At 72.3% G+C, this 18,122-nt stretch carries 18 protein-coding genes; 6 read left to right on the top strand and 12 right to left on the bottom strand.

What is annotated here, in order from left to right; all coding sequences use genetic code 11:
* Positions 1-933 (top strand): sphingomyelin phosphodiesterase (gene sph, locus AB0D94_RS31675; RefSeq protein ID WP_362059019.1); only part of this gene is annotated, 933 nt, incomplete at its 5' end.
* A gap of 154 nt (positions 934-1,087) precedes the next feature.
* On the opposite strand, the gene AB0D94_RS31670 is transcribed toward sph, so the two are convergent.
* From AB0D94_RS31670 to AB0D94_RS31660, 3 genes are all read right to left on the bottom strand, one after another.
* Positions 1,088-1,468, bottom strand: coding sequence for a hypothetical protein (locus AB0D94_RS31670; protein WP_362059016.1), 381 nt, complete (start codon positions 1,466-1,468; stop codon positions 1,088-1,090).
* Positions 1,465-2,052 (bottom strand): TetR/AcrR family transcriptional regulator, encoded by a 588-nt coding sequence (locus AB0D94_RS31665; protein WP_362059013.1) that lies wholly within the window; start codon positions 2,050-2,052, stop codon positions 1,465-1,467. The genes AB0D94_RS31670 and AB0D94_RS31665 overlap by 4 nt, the downstream gene beginning before the upstream one ends.
* Positions 2,053-2,221: 169 nt before the next feature.
* Positions 2,222-4,096, bottom strand: a complete 1,875-nt coding sequence (locus tag AB0D94_RS31660) for an AMP-dependent synthetase/ligase (protein WP_362059010.1) — start codon at positions 4,094-4,096, stop codon at positions 2,222-2,224.
* Positions 4,097-4,181: 85 nt separating this feature from the next.
* Between AB0D94_RS31660 and AB0D94_RS31655 the strand changes: the two genes are divergently transcribed.
* Positions 4,182-5,003 carry a MerR family transcriptional regulator gene (locus AB0D94_RS31655; RefSeq protein WP_362059007.1) on the top strand — a complete coding sequence of 274 codons (822 nt, stop codon included), beginning with the start codon at positions 4,182-4,184 and terminating at the stop codon, positions 5,001-5,003.
* A 38-nt stretch (positions 5,004-5,041) separates the two neighbouring features.
* Positions 5,042-5,725, top strand: a complete 684-nt coding sequence (locus AB0D94_RS31650) for a 1,4-alpha-glucan branching protein (RefSeq protein ID WP_362059004.1) — start codon at positions 5,042-5,044, stop codon at positions 5,723-5,725.
* Positions 5,726-5,811: 86 nt separating this feature from the next.
* On the opposite strand, the gene AB0D94_RS31645 is transcribed toward AB0D94_RS31650, so the two are convergent.
* The 6 genes from AB0D94_RS31645 to AB0D94_RS31620 form a co-directional block, all read right to left on the bottom strand.
* A complete protein-coding gene (locus tag AB0D94_RS31645) occupies positions 5,812-7,983 on the bottom strand; it encodes a 3-hydroxyacyl-CoA dehydrogenase NAD-binding domain-containing protein (RefSeq protein WP_362059001.1) in 2,172 nt (723 codons plus the stop codon).
* A 53-nt stretch (positions 7,984-8,036) separates the two neighbouring features.
* Entirely contained in the window at positions 8,037-9,251 is a 1,215-nt protein-coding gene (locus tag AB0D94_RS31640; RefSeq protein ID WP_362058998.1) for an acetyl-CoA C-acetyltransferase, read from the bottom strand.
* 28 nt (positions 9,252-9,279) lie between these two features.
* Positions 9,280-10,422, bottom strand: a complete 1,143-nt coding sequence (locus tag AB0D94_RS31635) for an acyl-CoA dehydrogenase family protein (RefSeq protein WP_362058995.1) — start codon at positions 10,420-10,422, stop codon at positions 9,280-9,282.
* A gap of 28 nt (positions 10,423-10,450) precedes the next feature.
* The gene (locus tag AB0D94_RS31630) at positions 10,451-11,476 is read right to left on the bottom strand and encodes an LLM class F420-dependent oxidoreductase (RefSeq protein WP_362058992.1); all 1,026 of its coding nucleotides are present in this window, start codon (positions 11,474-11,476) and stop codon (positions 10,451-10,453) included.
* Complete coding sequence (locus AB0D94_RS31625; RefSeq protein WP_362058989.1) at positions 11,476-12,603, bottom strand: CaiB/BaiF CoA-transferase family protein; 1,128 nt, start codon at positions 12,601-12,603, stop codon at positions 11,476-11,478. The genes AB0D94_RS31630 and AB0D94_RS31625 overlap by 1 nt, the downstream gene beginning before the upstream one ends.
* Before the next feature lie 94 nt (positions 12,604-12,697).
* Positions 12,698-13,099 (bottom strand): MmcQ/YjbR family DNA-binding protein, encoded by a 402-nt coding sequence (locus AB0D94_RS31620; protein WP_362058986.1) that lies wholly within the window; start codon positions 13,097-13,099, stop codon positions 12,698-12,700.
* Positions 13,100-13,192: 93 nt separating this feature from the next.
* On the opposite strand from AB0D94_RS31620, the gene AB0D94_RS31615 reads away from it, so the two are divergent.
* A complete protein-coding gene (locus AB0D94_RS31615; protein WP_362058983.1) occupies positions 13,193-14,392 on the top strand; it encodes a saccharopine dehydrogenase NADP-binding domain-containing protein in 1,200 nt (399 codons plus the stop codon).
* A 58-nt stretch (positions 14,393-14,450) separates the two neighbouring features.
* On the opposite strand, the gene AB0D94_RS31610 is transcribed toward AB0D94_RS31615, so the two are convergent.
* Positions 14,451-15,128 (bottom strand): endonuclease V, encoded by a 678-nt coding sequence (locus tag AB0D94_RS31610; protein ID WP_362058980.1) that lies wholly within the window; start codon positions 15,126-15,128, stop codon positions 14,451-14,453.
* Between the two features lie 26 nt (positions 15,129-15,154).
* Here AB0D94_RS31610 and AB0D94_RS31605 point away from each other — a divergent pair, with 26 nt between their 5' ends.
* Positions 15,155-15,454, top strand: a complete 300-nt coding sequence (locus AB0D94_RS31605) for a YciI family protein (RefSeq protein WP_362058977.1) — start codon at positions 15,155-15,157, stop codon at positions 15,452-15,454.
* Positions 15,455-15,469: 15 nt separating this feature from the next.
* On the opposite strand, the gene AB0D94_RS31600 is transcribed toward AB0D94_RS31605, so the two are convergent.
* Positions 15,470-16,453 (bottom strand): IS481 family transposase, encoded by a 984-nt coding sequence (locus tag AB0D94_RS31600; protein ID WP_362058974.1) that lies wholly within the window; start codon positions 16,451-16,453, stop codon positions 15,470-15,472.
* A 118-nt stretch (positions 16,454-16,571) separates the two neighbouring features.
* Here AB0D94_RS31600 and AB0D94_RS31595 point away from each other — a divergent pair, with 118 nt between their 5' ends.
* Positions 16,572-17,048 (top strand): GNAT family N-acetyltransferase, encoded by a 477-nt coding sequence (locus tag AB0D94_RS31595; RefSeq protein WP_362058971.1) that lies wholly within the window; start codon positions 16,572-16,574, stop codon positions 17,046-17,048.
* Here the strand turns inward: AB0D94_RS31595 and AB0D94_RS31590 are convergent, their stop codons facing one another.
* Positions 17,049-18,089 (bottom strand): oxidoreductase, encoded by a 1,041-nt coding sequence (locus tag AB0D94_RS31590; protein WP_362058968.1) that lies wholly within the window; start codon positions 18,087-18,089, stop codon positions 17,049-17,051. It abuts the gene before it with no gap.
* Between the last annotated feature and the right edge of the window lie 33 nt (positions 18,090-18,122).

Below are 18,122 nucleotides of genomic sequence, written 5' to 3'. Positions count from 1 at the left end.
GCCACGGCCGCGCCCGCCGCCACGGCCGCGCCCTCGGCCACCGCTGCGGCCGAGGCCGCCGCCCCGCGGCTGAGCGTCCTGTCGTACAACGTGTTCCTGATGAGCAAGAACCTGTACCCGAACTGGGGCCAGGACCACCGGGCGGCGGAGATCCCCAAGACCTCCTTCTACCAGGGCCACGACGTGGTCGTGATCCAGGAGGCCTTCGACAACGCCGCCTCGGACGCGCTGAAGGCCAACTCGGCCGCCCAGTACCCGTACCAGACCCCCGTCGTCGGCCGCAGCAAGAGCGGCTGGGACGCGACGGGCGGCGCCTACTCCGCCACCACCCCGGAGGACGGCGGTGTCACGATCCTCAGCAAGTGGCCGATCGTGCGCAAGGAGCAGGTGGTCTACAAGGACGCCTGCGGCGCCGACTGGTGGTCCAACAAGGGCTTCGCCTACGTCGTGCTGAACGTGAACGGCGCCAAGGTGCACGTGGTCGGCACCCACGCACAGTCCACCGACCCGGGCTGCGGCGCGGGCGAGGCTGCGCAGATGCGCTCCCGCCAGTTCCGCGCGATCGACGCCTTCCTGGACGGCAAGAACATCCCGGCGAGCGAGCAGGTCATCGTGGCGGGCGACATGAACGTCGACTCGCGCACCCCCGAGCTCGCGTCCATGCTCGCCGACGCCGACCTGGCGGACTCCGACTCGCGGACGGGGCACACGTACTCCTTCGACACCGCCCTGAACTCGATAGCGAAGTACCGCTACCCCACCGACCCGCGCGAGGACCTGGACTACGTCCTCTACCGCAAGGGCAACGCCCGCCCGGCGGGCTGGGAGAACAACGTGGTGAAGGAGGAGTCGGCGCCCTGGACGGTCTCCAGCTGGGGCACCTCCTACACCTACACCAACCTCTCGGACCACTACCCGGTCATCGGCCGCTGACGCGGCCCTCGTAGTCGGATCGGCCTTCAGCCGGTCGTGGGCTCCCCAGCGGACACCTCATCCGCCGGAGCCCACACCGGCACCACCGAGCCTCGGGCGGGAGGGGGCGCCTTCGTGCGTCCGGGCCGCGAAGCCGCCAGTCCGGTACCCGGCGCTACGCGGCGCCCGCCGCTGTCAGGACCGCGACGGGCAGGAGCAGAATCCACTGGGGCAGCCGGAGCAGTGGCTTCGGCCAGCCGACCGACAGCGTCACGACCAGGAAGGCGCCTGCGTACGCGACGAAGTGCGCAGCCACGAACCACGCCACCAAACCGGTCCCTGACGTACCGTCCGCCAGTGCGAGGTAGACCAAGGCGGCTGCGGAGAGCACCAGGTCGATGCTCACCATGTGCCACACGGCATGAAGAACGCGTTTGGGTTCGTCTGCGAGTCCGCTGGACAGCAGCGGGCGGACCACATCCCGGTGCCCGCCGACGATGTGCGCTGCGGCCACACCGGCCGCGGTGATGCCCGCTGTGAGAAGCCAGCCGTTCATCGGATCTCGATTCCCTTGGCCATGACAGCAGCCAGCCGGCCGGCCAGCTGAGGGTCGGGGTGTTCCCCGACCAGGCCGACGTGGAAGAACACGGCTCCTGCCAGCGTGTCCAGGACCAGATCCACGGGCGTGTCGGCCGCGATCTCCCCGCGCGCCGCGGCGCGCTCGAAGACGATCAGCAGCCGCTCCTTCGACGGGGCCAGGAAGTCACTGCGGATGCGCGCCTTCAGCACCGGATCGGCGGCGAAGTCGGCGAGCAGCCCCGGGAGGGCCGCTGCGGCCGCAGGTGCGTGGAACTCGTCTATCAGGTCCCGCAGCAGTGCGGTCAGGTCCCCGGCCAGTGTTCCGGTGTCTGGGACCGGAGCGTGGTCGGTGGTCGTGAACACCGCCTCGAAGACCAACTCCGGCTTGCCCCGCCACCTCCGGTAGACCGTGTCCTTGCCGACACCGGCACGGGTGGCCACCGCTCCGATCGACGTCGCGGCGTAGCCGACCTCGATCAGCAGCTCTGTGGTGGCGCTGACGATCGCCTCGTGCGAGCGGGGATCCCTGGGACGTCCCCTGGAGGACGGAAAGGAGCTCATAGGATTTATGATACGGGTCGACCCGTTTGATAAGCAACCCCGGCCGGCGTGCCGAGGGACACCGACCGTCCCGGCCCGCACATCCCCCCGTCGGCCGGACACGGCAACGCCCCGACCCACCGTCTCCGCAAAGACCGGGCCGGGGCGTTGGCGGACAGGGCCGTTCGGGCTACGGCTGCCGCTCCTCGTACGGGCCCTCGTACGGGCCCTCGTAGAGGCCGTCGATCAGCGCGCCGTACTTGTCGCGGATCACCCGGCGGCGGAGTTTCAGCGAGGGGGTGAGCTCCCCGGTCTCGGGGCCCCACTCCTCCGTCAGCAGCCGGTACCTCTTGATCTGCTCGGTGCGGTTGAGTCGGGCGTTGGCCGCCTCCACGGCGCGGGCGATCTCCTCGCGCACCGCGGGGTGCGCGGCGAGCTCGCCCGGGGAGGCGGCGTCGATACCGCGCGCCGCGGCCCAGGCCGGGGCCAGTTCCGTGTCCAGGACCAGCAGGGCCACGAGGTAGGAGCGGCCGTCCCCGTGGACCAGCGCCTGCCCGATCAGCGGGTGCTCCTTGACCGTGTTCTCCACCAGCGCCGGCGAGACGTTCTTGCCGTTCGAGGTGATGATCAGCTCCTTCTTGCGGTCGGTCAGCCAGAGGAACCCGTCCTCGTCGAGCCGTCCGATGTCCCCGGTCGGGAACCAGCCGTCGGCGTCGGCCGCGTCCTCCAGGGTGCCGTCGGCCCGCAGATAGCCGCCGAAGACGGTCGCACCGCGGGTGAGGATCTCCCCGTCCCCGGCGAGCTTCAGCTCCAGCCCCTCGATCGGGCGGCCCACCGAGCCGAGCCGGAACCCGTCCGGGCTGTTGACCGTGCACACCCCGGAGGTCTCGGTCAGCCCCCAGGCGTCCAGGATCGTGATGCCCCAGCCCGCCCAGAAGCGGACCACGTCGATCGGCATCGGCGCGGTGGCGCTGGCCGTCCACACCAGGCGGTCCAGCCCCGCCAGGCCCAGCAGCGGGTCCAGCACCCGCTCCTTGGTGCGGGTGTACGAGGCTTCGAGCGCGGCCGGCACCTCCTCGCCCCGCTCCAGGTGCCCGGCGCGCGTGCGGGCCAGGTCGTTCGCGGCCTCGATGGCGGCGCGCTGCTCCTCGGGGAGCCGCGCCAGGACCGCCCGTACGGAGGCGGCGAGCTTCTCCCACACCCGGGGCACGCCGAAGAACTGCACCGGGTGCAGCTCGCGGACAGCGGCGGACACGGCGGTCGGGTCGGCGCACAGGCGCACGTGCGCGGCCCGCAGCAGCGGCAGGTAGATGCCGAGGATCCGCTCGGCGATGTGCGCGAAGGGGAGGTAGCACAGGTGCTCGGCGTGCTCGGGCAGCTCCACGTGCCGGTCGAGGCGGACGGACTGGAGCATGAGGTTGCGGTGGGTCAGCCGGACGCCCTTGGGGTCACCGGTGGTGCCCGAGGTGTAGACGACGGTCAGCGGGTCCTCGGGCCGCCAGAACTGGTTCTCCGGGTCCAGCCAGGCCTTTTCGAAGGCGTCGGCGCCCTCCATCCGGACTCCGCTCACGTACAGGGAGGCGTACGCCCGGTGCGGGCCGGCGGCCGCGGCCTCGGCCACGACCAGCCGCTCCAGGGGCACCGAGGCGTCGGCCAGCAGCGGCTCCCAGCGGGCGAGTTCGCGGGCGCCCTCGATGACGGCGAGCCGGGCCCGGCTGTGGCGGGCGATGTGGGCGATCTGCTCGGGCGCGGAGGTCCCGTAGACGGTGACGGGCACGGCGCCGAGGTGGACGAGGGCGAGGTCGCTGAGCCAGTGCTCGGGGCGGTTGCCCATCATCAGCAGGACGTGTTCGCCGCGCTCGACGCCGAGGGCTCGGTAGCCGGAGGCGAGGACGGCGACCTCGCGGCGGACCTCGGCCCAGCTGAGGGTGGTCCACGGGGCCGCTTCGGGGCCGGAGCGCCACGAGAGGGCGGGCAGGTGCCCGTACTCGGCGGCGTTGCGGGCCAGCAGGGTGGGGAGGGTGAGCTCCTCGGGTCGTCCGGGCAGTCGCAGGTTCGTGGTCATGGGCAGCTCCTGGCCGTTTCACATCGTTGGTGCGACAGCAATACTGTTGAACCCAAGCTGTGGAGCAGAGAGCGAGGCGCAGACGATGACCGACCAGGCACCCGAGCCGATGCTCACCGTGGACGAGCTGGCTGCCCGGGCGGGCGTCACCGTCCGCACCGTACGGTTCTACAGCACGCGCGGGCTTTTGCCCCCTCCCGTGATCGGTCCCCGCCGGGTGGGCCACTACGGCCCGGAGCACCTGTCCCGGCTGGCGCTGATCGAGGAGTTGCAGCACCAGGGCATGACCCTCTCGGCCATCGAGCGGTACCTGGACGCCCTGCCCGACGACCTGAGCGCGCACGACCTGGCCATCCACCGGGCGCTGGTGGCCAGTTGGGCTCCGGACGCGGCGCAGGAGGCCTCGCGGGCGGAGCTGGAGAAGCGGGCGGGGCGCGGGCTCTCGGACACCGACATCAAGCGGCTGACCGCCATGAGCGTGCTCGCCGCCTCGGGGGACGGTTTCCGGGTGGACATGGGGCTGCTGCGGCTGGGCGTCGCGCTGCTCGACGTACCGATCGCGCACGAGACGATCCTGGCGGCCCGGACGGTGCTGATGGAGCACACCAGGTCGGCGGCGCACGAGCTGACGGCTCTGTTCCGGGACGAGGTGTGGGGGCCGTTCCGGGAGGGCGAGAGCGATCCGGAACGGGTGGAGTCGATGAAGGCGCTGTCCGCCCATATGCAGCCGATGGTGGTGCAGGCGCTGGTGACGGCCTTCCAGCGCTCGCTGAAGGAGGAACTGAAGGCGGCGTTCGTCTCAGAACCGGAACCGGAGACGGAGACGGAGACGGAGACGGAGCCGGTGCCGGAACCAGGACCGGCCGGGGCACCTGGGCGGGCATCGGACGTCGGCCCCCGGGCCTGAGCGGCAACCGCCGGGCCGCCCCGATAGGTTGACGGACCATGGCAGTCATTCACCGCACCACCATGTCCCCCGGCAAACTCGAACTCCTCTCCGGCTGGCTGCCCTCGCGGCCCTGGTACCGGGGCGGGGAGGGCGCCGTTCCGCAGCTCTCCAAGGCCGGTGGCTACCGGCTGGACGATCCCGAGGGCGAGGTGGGGGTCGAGTTCATGGTCGTCACGGACGGCTCCGGTGACGCACCGATCGCCTACCAGGTACCGCTCACCTACCGCGGGGCCCCGCTGAAGGGCGCGGAGGAGGGCCTCATCGGCACGTCCGAGCACGGGGTGCTGGGCCGCCGCTGGATCTACGACGGCGTCCACGACCCCGTCCTGGTCGAGCAGTTGCTGGCGCTGCTGGCGGGCAGGACCACGGCGCAGGACCAGAACGCGAGCGATGCCCCCGACCCGACGGTGGACGTCCGCACCGCGGGCCAGGGCGCAAAGGGCGTACCGGATGGCCTCACCGGCCCCGGCAAGGTGAGGGACACCGCCGGGGCCACCGTCGTAGCCGTGGGCCGCGCGTTCGTGGAGGGGCCGGTCCTGCAGCTGACCGTGACCCGGGTGCTGGGCACCGAGGCCGCCACCGCGGAGGGCATGCTCGGGCAGGTGCTCGCCGGCTGGTCCGCCCCGGACGGGACCGGGGAGCGCGGGGTGTTCGCGTTCCTCAGCAGCGCCGACCTGTAGGAACGGCATGTCCCGGGCCCGCCCTCACTGGGTCACGGGCCCGGGACGGCCGCGCTGGTCGGCGTACGTCTGGCCGGACGGCCGCGCTAGTCGGCGTACGTCTCGCCCCGCTCGGCCTTCGCGACCAGCGACGCGGGCGGCGCGAAGCGCTCGCCGTACTGCGCGGCCAGCGCACGCGCACGTGCGACGAAGCCCGGCAGGCCGCCCTCGTAGCCGTTGATGTACTGGATCACGCCGCCGGTCCACGCCGGGAAGCCGATGCCCATGATGGAGCCGATGTTGGCGTCGGCGATCGAGGTGAGGACCCCCTCGTCGAGACAGCGGACGGTGTCCAGGGCCTCGGCGAAGAGCATCCGCTCCTTCATGTCCTCGAAGGGGATCTCGTATCCCGGCCTGGCGAAGTGCTCGCGCAGACCCGGCCAGATGCCCGCGCGCTTGCCCGACTCGTCGTACGCGTAGAAGCCGGCCCCGCCGCTGCGGCCCGGGCGGCCGAACTCGTCGACCATCCGGTCGATGACGGCGTCGGCGGGGTGCTCGGCCCACGCGCGGCCCTCGGCCTCGAAGGCCTTGCGGGTCTCGTTGCGGATCTTGCGCGGGAGGGTGAGGGTGAGCTCGTCCATCAGCGAGAGCACCTTGGCGGGGTAGCCGGCCTGCGCGGCGGCCTGCTCGATGGACGCGGGCTCGATGCCCTCGCCGACCATCGCCACACCCTCGTTGATGAACTGGCCGATGACCCGGGAGGTGAAGAAGCCCCGGGAGTCGTTGACCACGATGGGGGTCTTGTTGATCTGGCGGACCAGGTCGAAGGCGCGGGCGATGGCCTCGTCGCCGGTCTGCTCCCCCTTGATGATCTCGACGAGCGGCATCTTGTCGACGGGCGAGAAGAAGTGCAGCCCGATGAAGTCGGCGGGCCGCTTCACGCCCTCCGCGAGCCCGGAGATCGGCAGGGTGGAGGTGTTGGAGCACAGCAGCGCGTCGGGTGCGATGACGTCCTGGATCTCCTGGAACACCTTGTGCTTGAGGGCGGTGTCCTCGAAGACGGCCTCGATGACGGCGTCGCAGCCCGCCAGGTCGGCGGCGTCGGCGGTGGGGGTGATCCGGGCGAGCAGCTCCTCGCGCTGGGCCTCGGTCGTACGGCCCCGCGAGACGGCCTTGTCGAGGAGCTTCTGCGAGTACGCCTTCCCCTTGGCGGCGGCCTCGGCACTGACGTCCTTGAGCACCACCTCGATGCCCGCGCGGGCGCAGGAGTAGGCGATGCCCGCGCCCATCATGCCCGCGCCGAGGACGGCCACCTTGCGGACCGTGCGCGGCTCCACGCCCTGCGGCCGGCTGCGGCCCGCGTTGACGGCCTGGAGGTCGAAGAAGAACGCCTGGATCATGTTCTTGGCGGTCTGCCCGGTGACCAGCTCGGTGAAGTAGCGGGCCTCGATGGTCAGCGCGGTCTCGAAGTCCACCTGGGTGCCTTCGACGGCGCAGGCCAGGATGTTGCGCGGCGCCGGGTACGGGGCCCCGTTCAGCTGCTTCTTCAGGTTCGCGGGGAAGGCCGGCAGGTTCGCGGCGAACTTCGGGTTCGACGGCGTGCCGCCGGGGATCCGGTAGCCGGGTACGTCCCAGGGCTGCTTCGACTCGGGGTTGGCGTCGATGAAGGCGCGGGCCTTGGCGAGCATCTCCTCGGGGGTCGCGGCCAGTTCGTGGACCAGGCCGTTCTCCAGGGCGCGCTGCGGGTTGTACTGGGTCCCCTGGAGCAGCACCTTGAGCAGCGCGTCGGCGATGCCCATGAGGCGCACGGTGCGGGTGACGCCGCCGCCGGCCGGGAGCAGGCCCAGGGTGACCTCGGGCAGGCCGATCTTGGAGCCGGGCGCGTCGAGGGCGACACGGTGGTGGCAGGCGAGGGCGATCTCGTAACCGCCGCCCAGGGCCGCGCCGTTGATGGCGGCGACGACGGGCTTGCCGAGGGTTTCGATGCGGCGCAGCGAGCGCTTGATGTCGGTACCGGTGTCGAAGGCCAGCTGCGCGTGCTCGGGGCGCAGCCGGATCATGTCCTTGAGGTCGCCGCCCGCGAAGAAGGTCTTCTTGGCGGAGGTGAAGACGATGCCGCGGATGGAGTCCTTCTCGGCCTCGGCGCGGTCGGCGACGGCCGCGATGGAGTCCTTGAAGGCCTGGTTCATGGTGTTGGCGGACTGGTCGGGGTCGTCGAGGATCAGGGTGACGACGCCGGTCTCGTCCTGTTCCCAGCGGATCGTGGTGGACTCGCTCATGGTCACTGCTTTCGTGTCGGTCCGTGCGGAAGGGGGTCTGGGGACAGGACGTTTCAGAGGCGCTCGACGATGGTGGCGACACCCATGCCGCCGCCGACGCAGAGCGTGACGAGCCCGTAGCGCTTGTCCTGGCGCTCCAGCTCGTCGACGATCGTGCCGAGGATCATCGCGCCGGTGGCGCCGAGCGGGTGGCCGAGCGCGATGGCGCCGCCGTTGACGTTGACCTTGTCGAGCGACAGGCCCATGTCCTTCACGAAGCGCAGGACGACGCCGGCGAAGGCCTCGTTGATCTCGACCAGGTCGATGTCGTCGATGGTCAGGCCCGCCTTGGCGAGGGCCTTGCGGGTGGCGGGGGCGGGGCCGGTGAGCATGATGGTGGGCTCGGAGCCGGACACGGCGGCCGAGACGATCCGGGCGCGGGGGCGCAGGCCGTTGCGCTCGCCGGCCTCGCGGGAGCCGATGGCGACGAGCGAGGCGCCGTCCACGATGCCGGAGGAGTTGCCCGCGTGGTGGACGTGGTCGATCTTCTCGACCCAGTGGTACTTCTGGAGGGCGACGGCGTCGAAGCCGCCGAGCTCGCCGATGTCGGCGAAGGAGGGCTTCAGCTTGGCGAGGGTGTCGGCGGTCGTCCCCGGGCGGACGAACTCGTCGTGGTCCAGGACGACCAGGCCGTTGCGGTCGGTGACCGGGACCACGGACTTCGCGAAGCGGCCGTCCTTGATGGCTGCGGCCGCCCGCTCCTGGGAAAGCGCGGCATACTCGTCCACGTCGCGCCGGGAGAATCCCTCGATGGTGGCGATCAGGTCGGCGCCGATGCCCTGCGGGACGAAGTTGACGTCCCAGTTGGTCATCGGGTCGTTGAACCAGGCGCCGCCGTCGGAGGCCATCGGGACGCGGGACATGGACTCCACGCCGCCCGCCAGGACCAGGTCCTCCCAGCCGGAGCGGACCTTGGCGGCGGCCAGGTTGACGGCTTCGAGACCGGAGGCACAGAAGCGGTTCTCCTGTACGCCCGCGACGGTGTCCGGGAGTCCGGCCGCGATGGCCGCGATCCGGGCGATGTCGGAGCCCTGGTCGCCGACCGGACCCACGACGCCGAGGACGATGTCGTCGATGGTGGCGGGGTCGAGTCCCGGGTTGCGCTCGCGCAGGGCGTGGATGAGGCCGACGACCAGGTCGATCGGCTTGGTGCCGTGCAGGGAGCCATTGGCCTTGCCGCGGCCGCGCGGGGTGCGGATCGCGTCGTATACGTACGCTTCGGTGCTCACTGGTCAAGCCTTTCGGGGAGTCTGAGCGTTAGCCGAGGAGGGAGCGGCCGATGATCTCTTTCATGATCTCGGTCGTGCCGCCGTAGATGGTCTGGATGCGGCCGTCGGTGAAGGCCCGCGCGACCCGGTACTCGGTCATGTATCCGTAACCGCCGTGCAGTTGCAGGCAGCGGTCCGCGACGCGCTTCTGGAGCTCGGTGGCCCACCACTTGGCCATCGAGGCGTGCACGTGGTCCAGCTCGCCGGCGGAGTGGTCGGTGATGCACCGGTCGAGGAAGGTGCGGGTGACGGCGACCTCGGTGGCCATCTCGGCGATCTCGAACCGGATGTGCTGGAGCTTGGACAGCGGTCGGCCGAAGGCCTCGCGCTCCTTGACGTACTGCGTGGTGATCTCCAGCAGGTACTCGGCGGCGGCGATGCCTGCCATCGCGATGCCCATCCGCTCCTGCGCGAGATTGGTCATCAGGTGGACGAAGGCGCCGTTCAGCTCGCCGAGCAGGTTCTCCTTCGGCACGCGGACGTCGTGGAAGAACAGCTCGGCCGTGTCCTGGGCCTTCTGGCCGATCTTGTCCAGGTTGCGGCCGCGCTCGAAGCCCTCCGCGCCGCGCTCGACGACCAGCAGCGACAGGCCGTGCGCCCCGCCCTCCGGAGTGGTCTTCGCGACCACGATCACCAGGTCGGCGAGGATCCCGTTGGAGATGAAGGTCTTGGAGCCGTTGAGCACCCAGTGGTCGCCGCGGTCCTCGGCGGTCGTACGGATGCCCTGGAGGTCCGAGCCCGCGCCCGGCTCGGTCATGGCGATCGCGGTGATCGTCTCGCCGGAGCAGAAGCCGGGCAGCCAGCGGCGCTTCTGCTCCTCGGTGGCGAGCGAGGTGAGGTAGGGCCCGATGATGTCGTTGTGCAGGCCGATCGCGAGGCCCGGGGCGCCCGCGCGGGTGAACTCCTCGGCTATCACGGCGGCGTACCGGAAGTCGGTGTTCCCGCCGCCCCCGTACTCCTCCGGGACGGCCAGGCCCAGCAGCCCCTGCCGGCCGGCGGCCAGCCAGGCCTCGCGGCTGACGATGCCGTCCTTCTCCCACTGCTCGTAGTGCGGCAGCACCTCCTTGGTGAGGAAGGTGCGGACGGTCTCGCGGAACGCCTCGTGGTCGGCGTCGAAGATCTGGCGCTTCATCGGACGGCTCGCTTCATCGGAGGGCTCCCTAGAGCCAGTTCTTGACGGTTTCGATCAGGCGGGCCGGCTCGGGGCCGACCGGAGTGACGTTGAGCATGGTGACACCCGCCTCCCGGAAGGCCTCGACGCGTTCGCGTACGTAGCCCTCGGGCCCGCACAGCGTCATCAGCTCGCAGAACTCGTCCGGGACGGCGGCCGCGGCGTCGCGCTTGCGTCCGGAGAGGTAGAGCTCCTGGATCTTCCGGGCCTCCTCCTCGTAGCCGTAGGCCACGGCGAGGTCGTTGTAGAAGTTCTTCCCCACCGCGCCCATCCCGCCGACGTACAGCGCGATCTGCGGTCGCGCGAGGTCCCGTACGGCCGCGGCGTCCGCGCCGATGGCGAGCAGGCCGCCCGCCACCGTCTGCAGCGGGCCCAGCTCCGGGGACCGCTTGGCCGCGCCCTCGGCGAGGGGGGCCGCCCACACGTCGCCGGCCTTCTCCGGGATGAAGAGGGTGGGCAGCCAGCCGTCGGCGATCTCGGCGGTCAGGCGCACGTTGGCCGGGCCGAGCGAGGCGATGTACACGGGGATCTCGTCCCGGACCGGGCCGGTGAGGATCTTCAGCGGCTTGCCGTGCCGGCCGCCCTTGCCGGGCGGCAGCGGCATGTCCGTGATGCCGTGGTGGTCGATCGTCTCGCGGCGCCAGATGCGGCGGCACAGTTCGACCGTCTCGCGGGTCCGGCCGAGCGGCTTGTCGTACGGCTTGCCGTGCCAGCCCTCCACGACCTGCGGTCCGGAGGCGCCCAGGCCCAGCATCGCCCGGCCGCCGGAGAGCGCGTCCAGGCCGGCGGCGGTCTGGGCGATCAGGCCGGGGGTGCGCGAGTAGACGTTGAGGATCGCCGAGCCGATCTTCAGCCGGTCCGTACGGGCGGCCAGGTACCCCATGATCGTCGGGGAGTCGAAGCCCCAGGCCTCGGCCACCCAGACCGCGTCCAGGCCGGCGGACTCCAGCGCCGCCGCCTCGTCGGCGGCGCGGCGCGGATCGCCCGCGTAGTCGAGCATCATGGACAGTTCCATCAGGCCTCCTTCGGGAGCAGGGCCGGTACGTCCCAGTCGGCGGCCACGGACGCGGCGTCCGCGCCCGGCCGGGCGGGACCGCTGGTGACGGCGGCCGGGGTCGCCGAGAACCGCGGGGCGGGCGCGGGCTGGGTGATCCCGCCGAAGTCGGTGAAGGTGCCGCGGGCGGCGAGGTGCGGGTGGTGCGGGGCCTCGCGCAGCGACAGCACCGGGGCCACGCAGGCGTCGGTGCCCTCGAAGACCGCCGTCCACTCCTCGCGCGTACGGGTCCTGAAGCGGGCGGCGACGGCCTCGCGCAGCTCGCCCCAGCGGGCGAGGTCCTTGCGGGCGGGGGCCCGGTCCTCGATGCCGAGGAGTTCCACGAAGGTGTCGTAGAACTGCTGCTCCAGCGCGCCGACCGCCATGTACAGGCCGTCGGAGGTCTCGTAGGTCCCGTAGAAGGGGCAGCCGCCGTCGAGGAGGTTGACCCCGCGGCGGTCCTGCCAGCCGCCGGCCGCGACCATGCCGTGGATCATGGCGGTGAGGTGGGCGGTGCCGTCGACGATGGCCGCGTCGACGACCTGGCCGGTGCCGGCGGTGCGGGCGTGCTGGAGGGCGGCGAGCACGCCGATGACCAGGTAGAGCGAGCCGCCCGCGTAGTCCCCGACCAGGTTCGCGGGGACGGCCGGGGGCCCGTCCGGGCTGCCGATCATGCCCAGGGCGCCGGTGACGGCGATGTACGCGATGTCGTGCCCGGCGGCGTGGGCGAGCGGGCCCTCCTGGCCCCAGCCGGTCATCCGGCCGTAGACCAGCCTCGGGTTGCGGGCGTGGCAGTCGGCCGGGCCGACGCCGAGCCGCTCGGCGACCCCGGGGCGGAAGCCCTCGATGAGGACGTCGGCCCGTTCGACCAGGTCCAGCACGCGGGCGGGGCCCTCGGCGGACTTGAGGTCGACCAGGACGGACCGCTTGTTGCGGTTGGTGACGTCGAAGGCCGGGTCGACCGCGAGCCCGCCACCACCGGGCCGGTCCACCCGGACGACGTCCGCGCCCAGGTCGGCGAGGAGCATCGCGGCGAACGGGCCCGGGCCGATGCCCGCCAGTTCGACGACGCGCACTCCGGCGAGCGGGCCGTTCCCTGTCACTGCCATCGAGCCCCCAGCGTTGTTGGTCGCACGGTGTGACACAACTGATGTAACACCAGCGATGCTAGGAACGTGTCCCACTCAGCACAAGAGCAAGCGCTTAGCCGTTTGCCTCGATCCGGGCGTCCAGCTCCTTGACGTGCCGCTTCAGGGCCACCGTCCGGTAGCTCTCCTCCACCCACTCGCACAGCACCTGGAGGGAAGGCGCCCCCTTCTCCCCCAGGGGCACCGAGACCCAGCCGGACCGGCCCAGACCGTACCCGGTGGGCTCCGCACCGGGCGCGGTCATCGCGTGCCCGTGCAGCGCCTCGTCCTTGAGCTTCACGGAGAGGCCGGGCGCCTGGGGGCCGTCCGCGCTGCCCAGGAAGACGAAAATCTTCTTGTTGACCTTCATCACGCAGTCCTCCGGCCCCCACGGGTGGTCCTCCACGGCCTCCGGAAGCCCCAGGGCGAACTCCCGCACCGCCTCCCACTTGCGCACCGCAGCCTGCCCGGCCTTCATGACGCCTCCTGCTACCGCTGGTCACACCTGCCCGCGCGGGCAGCCTGTCCTCACGCTAGCCTCAGCCACCGACACCAGCTGGGAGGAGCGGTCATGAACGCACAGGTTCGGCAGGACCCACCGGAACGGGCCTACGACGTGGTCCTCTTCGGCGCGACGGGGTTCGTGGGAGCACTGACCGCCGAGTACCTCGCCGCGCACGCACCGGACGGCTGCCGGTGGGCCCTCGCGGGCCGGGACCTCGCCAAACTGGAACGGCTGCGCGAGCGGCTGGCCGCCCTCGATCCGGCCTGCGCGAAGCTGCCGCTGCTGCGGGCGGACGCCGGGGACGCGGCGGCCGTGCGCGAACTGGCCGCGTCCACCCGGGTGCTGGCCACGACCGTGGGACCGTACATCTGGTACGGCGCCGAGCTGGTCGCCGCCTGCGCCGAGGCGGGCACCGACTACGTGGACCTCACCGGCGAGCCGGAGTTCGTGGACCGGATGTACGTCGAGCACGACGCGCGGGCCCGGGAGACCGGCGCGCGGCTCGTGCACGCCTGCGGTTTCGACTCGGTCCCGGCCGACCTCGGGGCGTACTTCACGGTGCGTCAGCTCCCCGAGGGGGTCCCGCTGACCGTCGACGGATTCGTACGCTCCAACGCCCTCTTCTCGGGCGGGACCCTGGCTTCGGCGCTCACCGCGCTCAGCCGCGGCCCGCAGACCCTCGCGGCCTCGCGGGCGCGCCGGCTGCACGAGCCCCGGCTGCTGGGGCGCCGGGCGCGGGGGCCGGTGGGAGCGCCGCGGTTCAGCCGGGAGACCGGCACCTGGGCGCTGCCGCTGCCCACGCTGGACCCGGCGGTCGTGGCCCGGTCGGCCGCCGCGCTGGAGCGGTACGGCCCGGACTTCCGCTACCGCCACTACGCCTCCGTCAAGCACCTCCCCGTCGCGGTGGGCGGTACGGCGGCGCTGGGCGCGACGGTGGCCCTGGCCCAGATCCCGCCCGCCCGGCGGCTGCTGATGAACCGCTGGGAGCCCGGGCAGGGGCCGGACGCGGAGCGCCGGGCACGCAGCTGGTTCACGGTGCGGTTCGTGGGCGAGGGCGGCGGGCGCCGGGTGTTGACCGAGGTCGCGGGCGGCGACCCGGGCTACGGCGACACGGCGAAGATGCTGGCCGAGTCGGCGCTGTGCCTGGCCTACGACCCCGTACCGGAGGCCGCGGGACAGCTCACGACGGCGGTGGCGATGGGCGACGCGCTGCTGCCCCGCCTCCAGCGGGCCGGGATCACCTTCCGGGTGGTGCACTCCCGCTGACCCGGGCGGTCAGCGGGGGCCGGGGCGGCGACGCCGTGGGCACCGCGAGCCACTGCGGTCAAGAGGCCTCGCGCAGGCCGCGGCGGCACAGGGAGTCCGCGTGCCGCGTGGTCTCCGGGATCCGGAAGCGGGGGCTCAGGGCCAGGGCGTGGGCGCAGGCGTTGTCCAGCGAGACGCGGTGGCCGACGGAGACGTACACCGGCTTGATCCCGTCCTGGGTCCGCAGTGCCCGCCCGACCTCGGTCCCGTCGGCCGCGAGCAGCGCGGCCCGGTCGCCGCGCCGTGCGCCCGGTTCCTCGTAGGTGAAGGTGAACGGGTTCTTCGCGACGCCGATGGCCGGCAGCCCGGTGACCACCCCCAGGTGGCAGGCGAGGCCGAAGCCGCGGGGGTGCGCGAGCCCGTAGCCGTCGCAGACGACGAGGCCGGGCACGGCGGTGAGGGCGTCGAGGGCCTCCAGTACGGTCGGCAGCTCGCGGAAGGCGAGCAGGCCGGGCACGTAGGGGAAGCTGACGTGTCCGACGGCGGTGGCCTCCTCCACGACCTCGAGGGTCGCGGCGTCGAGCACCACGGCCGCGGCGGCGACCAGGTCGCGGGCGTCGTCGTAGGCCACGTCCACCCCCGCGACGAGGCCCTGGCCGGGCGGCGGGCCGGGCTCGGTGAGCACGACCTGATGGCGTAGTTCGTCCTGTATCGCCCGGGCCTCGGCCTCGTCGGCGGGGGTCTTCGCACTCGTCATGATGGAGCGAGAGTAGCCTGGCGATCATGTTCGTCATGGAGCTCAGCTACACCGCCCCCGTCGAAGCCGTCGAAGAGGAGATGGACGCCCACATCGCCTGGCTCGACGGCCACTACGCGGCCGGCGTCTTCCTCGCGTCGGGCCGCAAGGTCCCGCGCGACGGAGGAGTGATCCTGGCCGGCGGGGTCTCCCGCGCGGAGATCGAGAAGATCGCGTCCGAGGACCCCTTCACGGTGGCGGGCGTCTGCGCCTACCGGATCACGGAGTTCATCGCCACGAAGACCTCGGCGGACCTGGCGACGGTCCGGGAGAGCCCGCTCACCTGACCGGCAGGACATGACCTAGGTGTATTGACCCGCAACGTTGTTAACGCGGCTGATGGGTGGGTGTCCGCCCAGTGCGGTGTGGCAGCGGTGGTGGTTGTAGGTGTGGAGGAAGTCTGCCAGGGCCGTGGTTCGCTCGTCGTTCGAGGTGTAGGGCCGCTGGTAGGCCCATTCGTCGAGCAGGGTGCGGTTGAAGCGTTCGACCTTGCCGTTGGTCTGCGGCCGGTAGGGCCGGATCTTCTTGTGGGCGATGCCGGCCGCGGTCAGGGTTCGGGTGAACAGCTTGGACTTGTAGCAGGAGCCGTTGTCGGTCAGGACCCGCTCGACGGTGATGCCGTGGGCGGCGAAGAACGCCTGTGCCCGCTGCCAGAAGGCGATCGCGGTGTGCTGGCGCTCGTCGGAGAGGACTTCGCTGTAGGCAAGGCGGGAGTGGTCGTCGACGGCGGAGTGGATGAAGGAGTAGCCGATCACCGGCTTGGAGCTCTTGCGCCGGCTGGTGGTGGCGATCTTGTTGTCCATCGCCTGCCGGCGGTCCATGACCTTGTGACCGCCGCCGTCGGGGATGTTGCCCAGCTTCTTGATGTCCACGTGGACCAGCTCGCCCGGCCGGGCCCGTTCGTAGCGGCGGATGACCCGGCCGGTGGGCCGGTCGAGGAAGGCCAGACGGTTCAGGTTGTGGCGGACCAGGATCCGGTGGACGGTCGAGGCGGGCAGGCCCAGGATCGGGCCGATGCGGGCCGGCCCGAGTTTGCGGTCGGTCCGCAGGCGGCAGGCCTCGGCCTCGGTCGCTGCGGGTGTGCGGTGCGGTGTGCGGCCGGGACGGCTGGACCGGTCGTGCAGTCCGGCCTCGCCTTCGGCCCGCCAGCGGCGCACCCACTTGTGGGCGGTGGGCCGCGATATGCCCATCTCGGCCGCCACATGCGCCACTGGGCGGCCGGCCAGGACGCGTTCGACCAGGATCCGCCTGCCGTGAACGGTCAGCCGGGCATTACGGTGGGACACGAAGACCTCCGTGTGCGGTGTGGAGCCTAGACACCTCCACCACACCGGAGGTCTTCGCCATGATCAAGACCTGGCCAGCGTTAACAACGCTGGTGATCAATACACCTAGGAGGACCGGATGCTTCCCCGCAGCGCCGAGGCCACGGACATACCCGAGCTGGTCCGGCTGCGCGCCGTCGCCCTCGCGAGCCTGGGGGTGGATCCGGGCCCGGGCGACGCCGCCTGGCGGGCCATCGCGCACGACTGGTTCGCAGAGCGGGTCGGCGAGCGGCCCGCCGTGCGCTGCCTGGTCGTCGGCGCCCCTCCCGGCGGGCCCCTGCTGGCCTGCGGCCTGGCCTGGATCACCCACCACCTGCCGGGCCCGGCCTGGCCGGACGGGCGCCGGGGCTACCTCGACGGCATCGTGACCGACACGGCGGCCCGTGGCCGGGGCCACGGACGCCGCGTCGTCGACGGACTGCTGGAGTGGCTCGGCGGCCTCGGTATCGGCTACGTCCAGCTGCACGCCAGCGCGGACGGCGAGCCGGTCTACCGGGCGGCGGGCTTCACGCCCGGCCGCTACCCCGGGATGGACCGGATCGCCCCCGCCCCCTGATCAGCGGCGTTCCAGCCGGGCCACCCGCCCCTTCTCCCCCGCCGCCCAGCAGGCCGCGTCCGGCGTGCAGTCGACGGTGTCGAACGAGCCCGCGTCCAGCGCGCGCCAGCTGCGGCCCCCGTCGGTCGTCACGTCCGTGCCGGTCGGGCCGACAGCGAGGGCCGTGCCCCGGGTGTACGGGTACCAGGCCGCGCCCGAGCGGTAGGCAGGCGGCGGGGCCGCCGACTGGCGCCAGGTGTGCCCGGCGTCGGAGGACACGGCCGCGGCCTGCGGGGAGGGCCGGCCCGTGCGGTAGTCGCCGCCGACCGCGAGGCCCGTCGTACGGTCCCGGAAGGCCAGGGCGAAGACCCCCCGCGCCGGGTCGCCCGCGGGGACGGTGGAGTCGGCGACGCGCCAGGTCAGGCCGCGGTCCGCGGAGTGCAGGACCCGCGCGGCCGACCCGCCGCCCGTGGCCAGCCAGACGTCCCGCGGCCCGGCGCTGACCAGGCACTGGCCGCCGGCCGCGAATCCCGCTTCGCCGGGCAGGGCCTCCGGAATCCCGGTGCTCGGCAGCACCCGCCAGGTGCGTCCGCCGTCCGCCGTGGACAGGATGCGGAACTTCCCGTCCACCGGGTCGCTCATCGCCAGCCCGTGCCGGGCGTCGAAGAAGGTGAGGCAGTCGTAGAAGGCGCGCGGGTCGGGGTTGCGGAAGGTCTCGGTCCAGGTGGCGCCGCCGTCCTCGGTCCGCAGCACCCTGGAGGCCTCGCCCTCCCCGATGGACAGGGCCACCGCGCGCCGGGCGTCGAAGGCCTCGATGTCCCTGAGCTCCAGCGCCTCCGCGACGGCGCCCGGCGGGGAGACGTCCCGCCAGCTGCGGCCGCCGTCCACCGTGCGCAGGACGGTCCCCTTGGAGCCCGCCACCCAGGCCGTCGACCGGCTGACGGCGGCCAGCCCGCGGAAGCGGGCCTCCTTGCCGGTGTCCTTCAATGCCCAGCCCGCGCCGCGCAATTCGGCGGTGCCACCGGCCGGGGACGCCTGGGCGGGTGCCGCCAGTAACCCCATCGCCAAGACCGCCGCGCACATGCCAACTCCCAG

The sequence above is a fragment of the Streptomyces sp. NPDC048255 genome (assembly GCF_040652415.1).
GTDB lineage: Bacteria > Actinomycetota > Actinomycetes > Streptomycetales > Streptomycetaceae > Streptomyces.
This window is presented reverse-complemented; position numbering and strand designations above follow the sequence as displayed.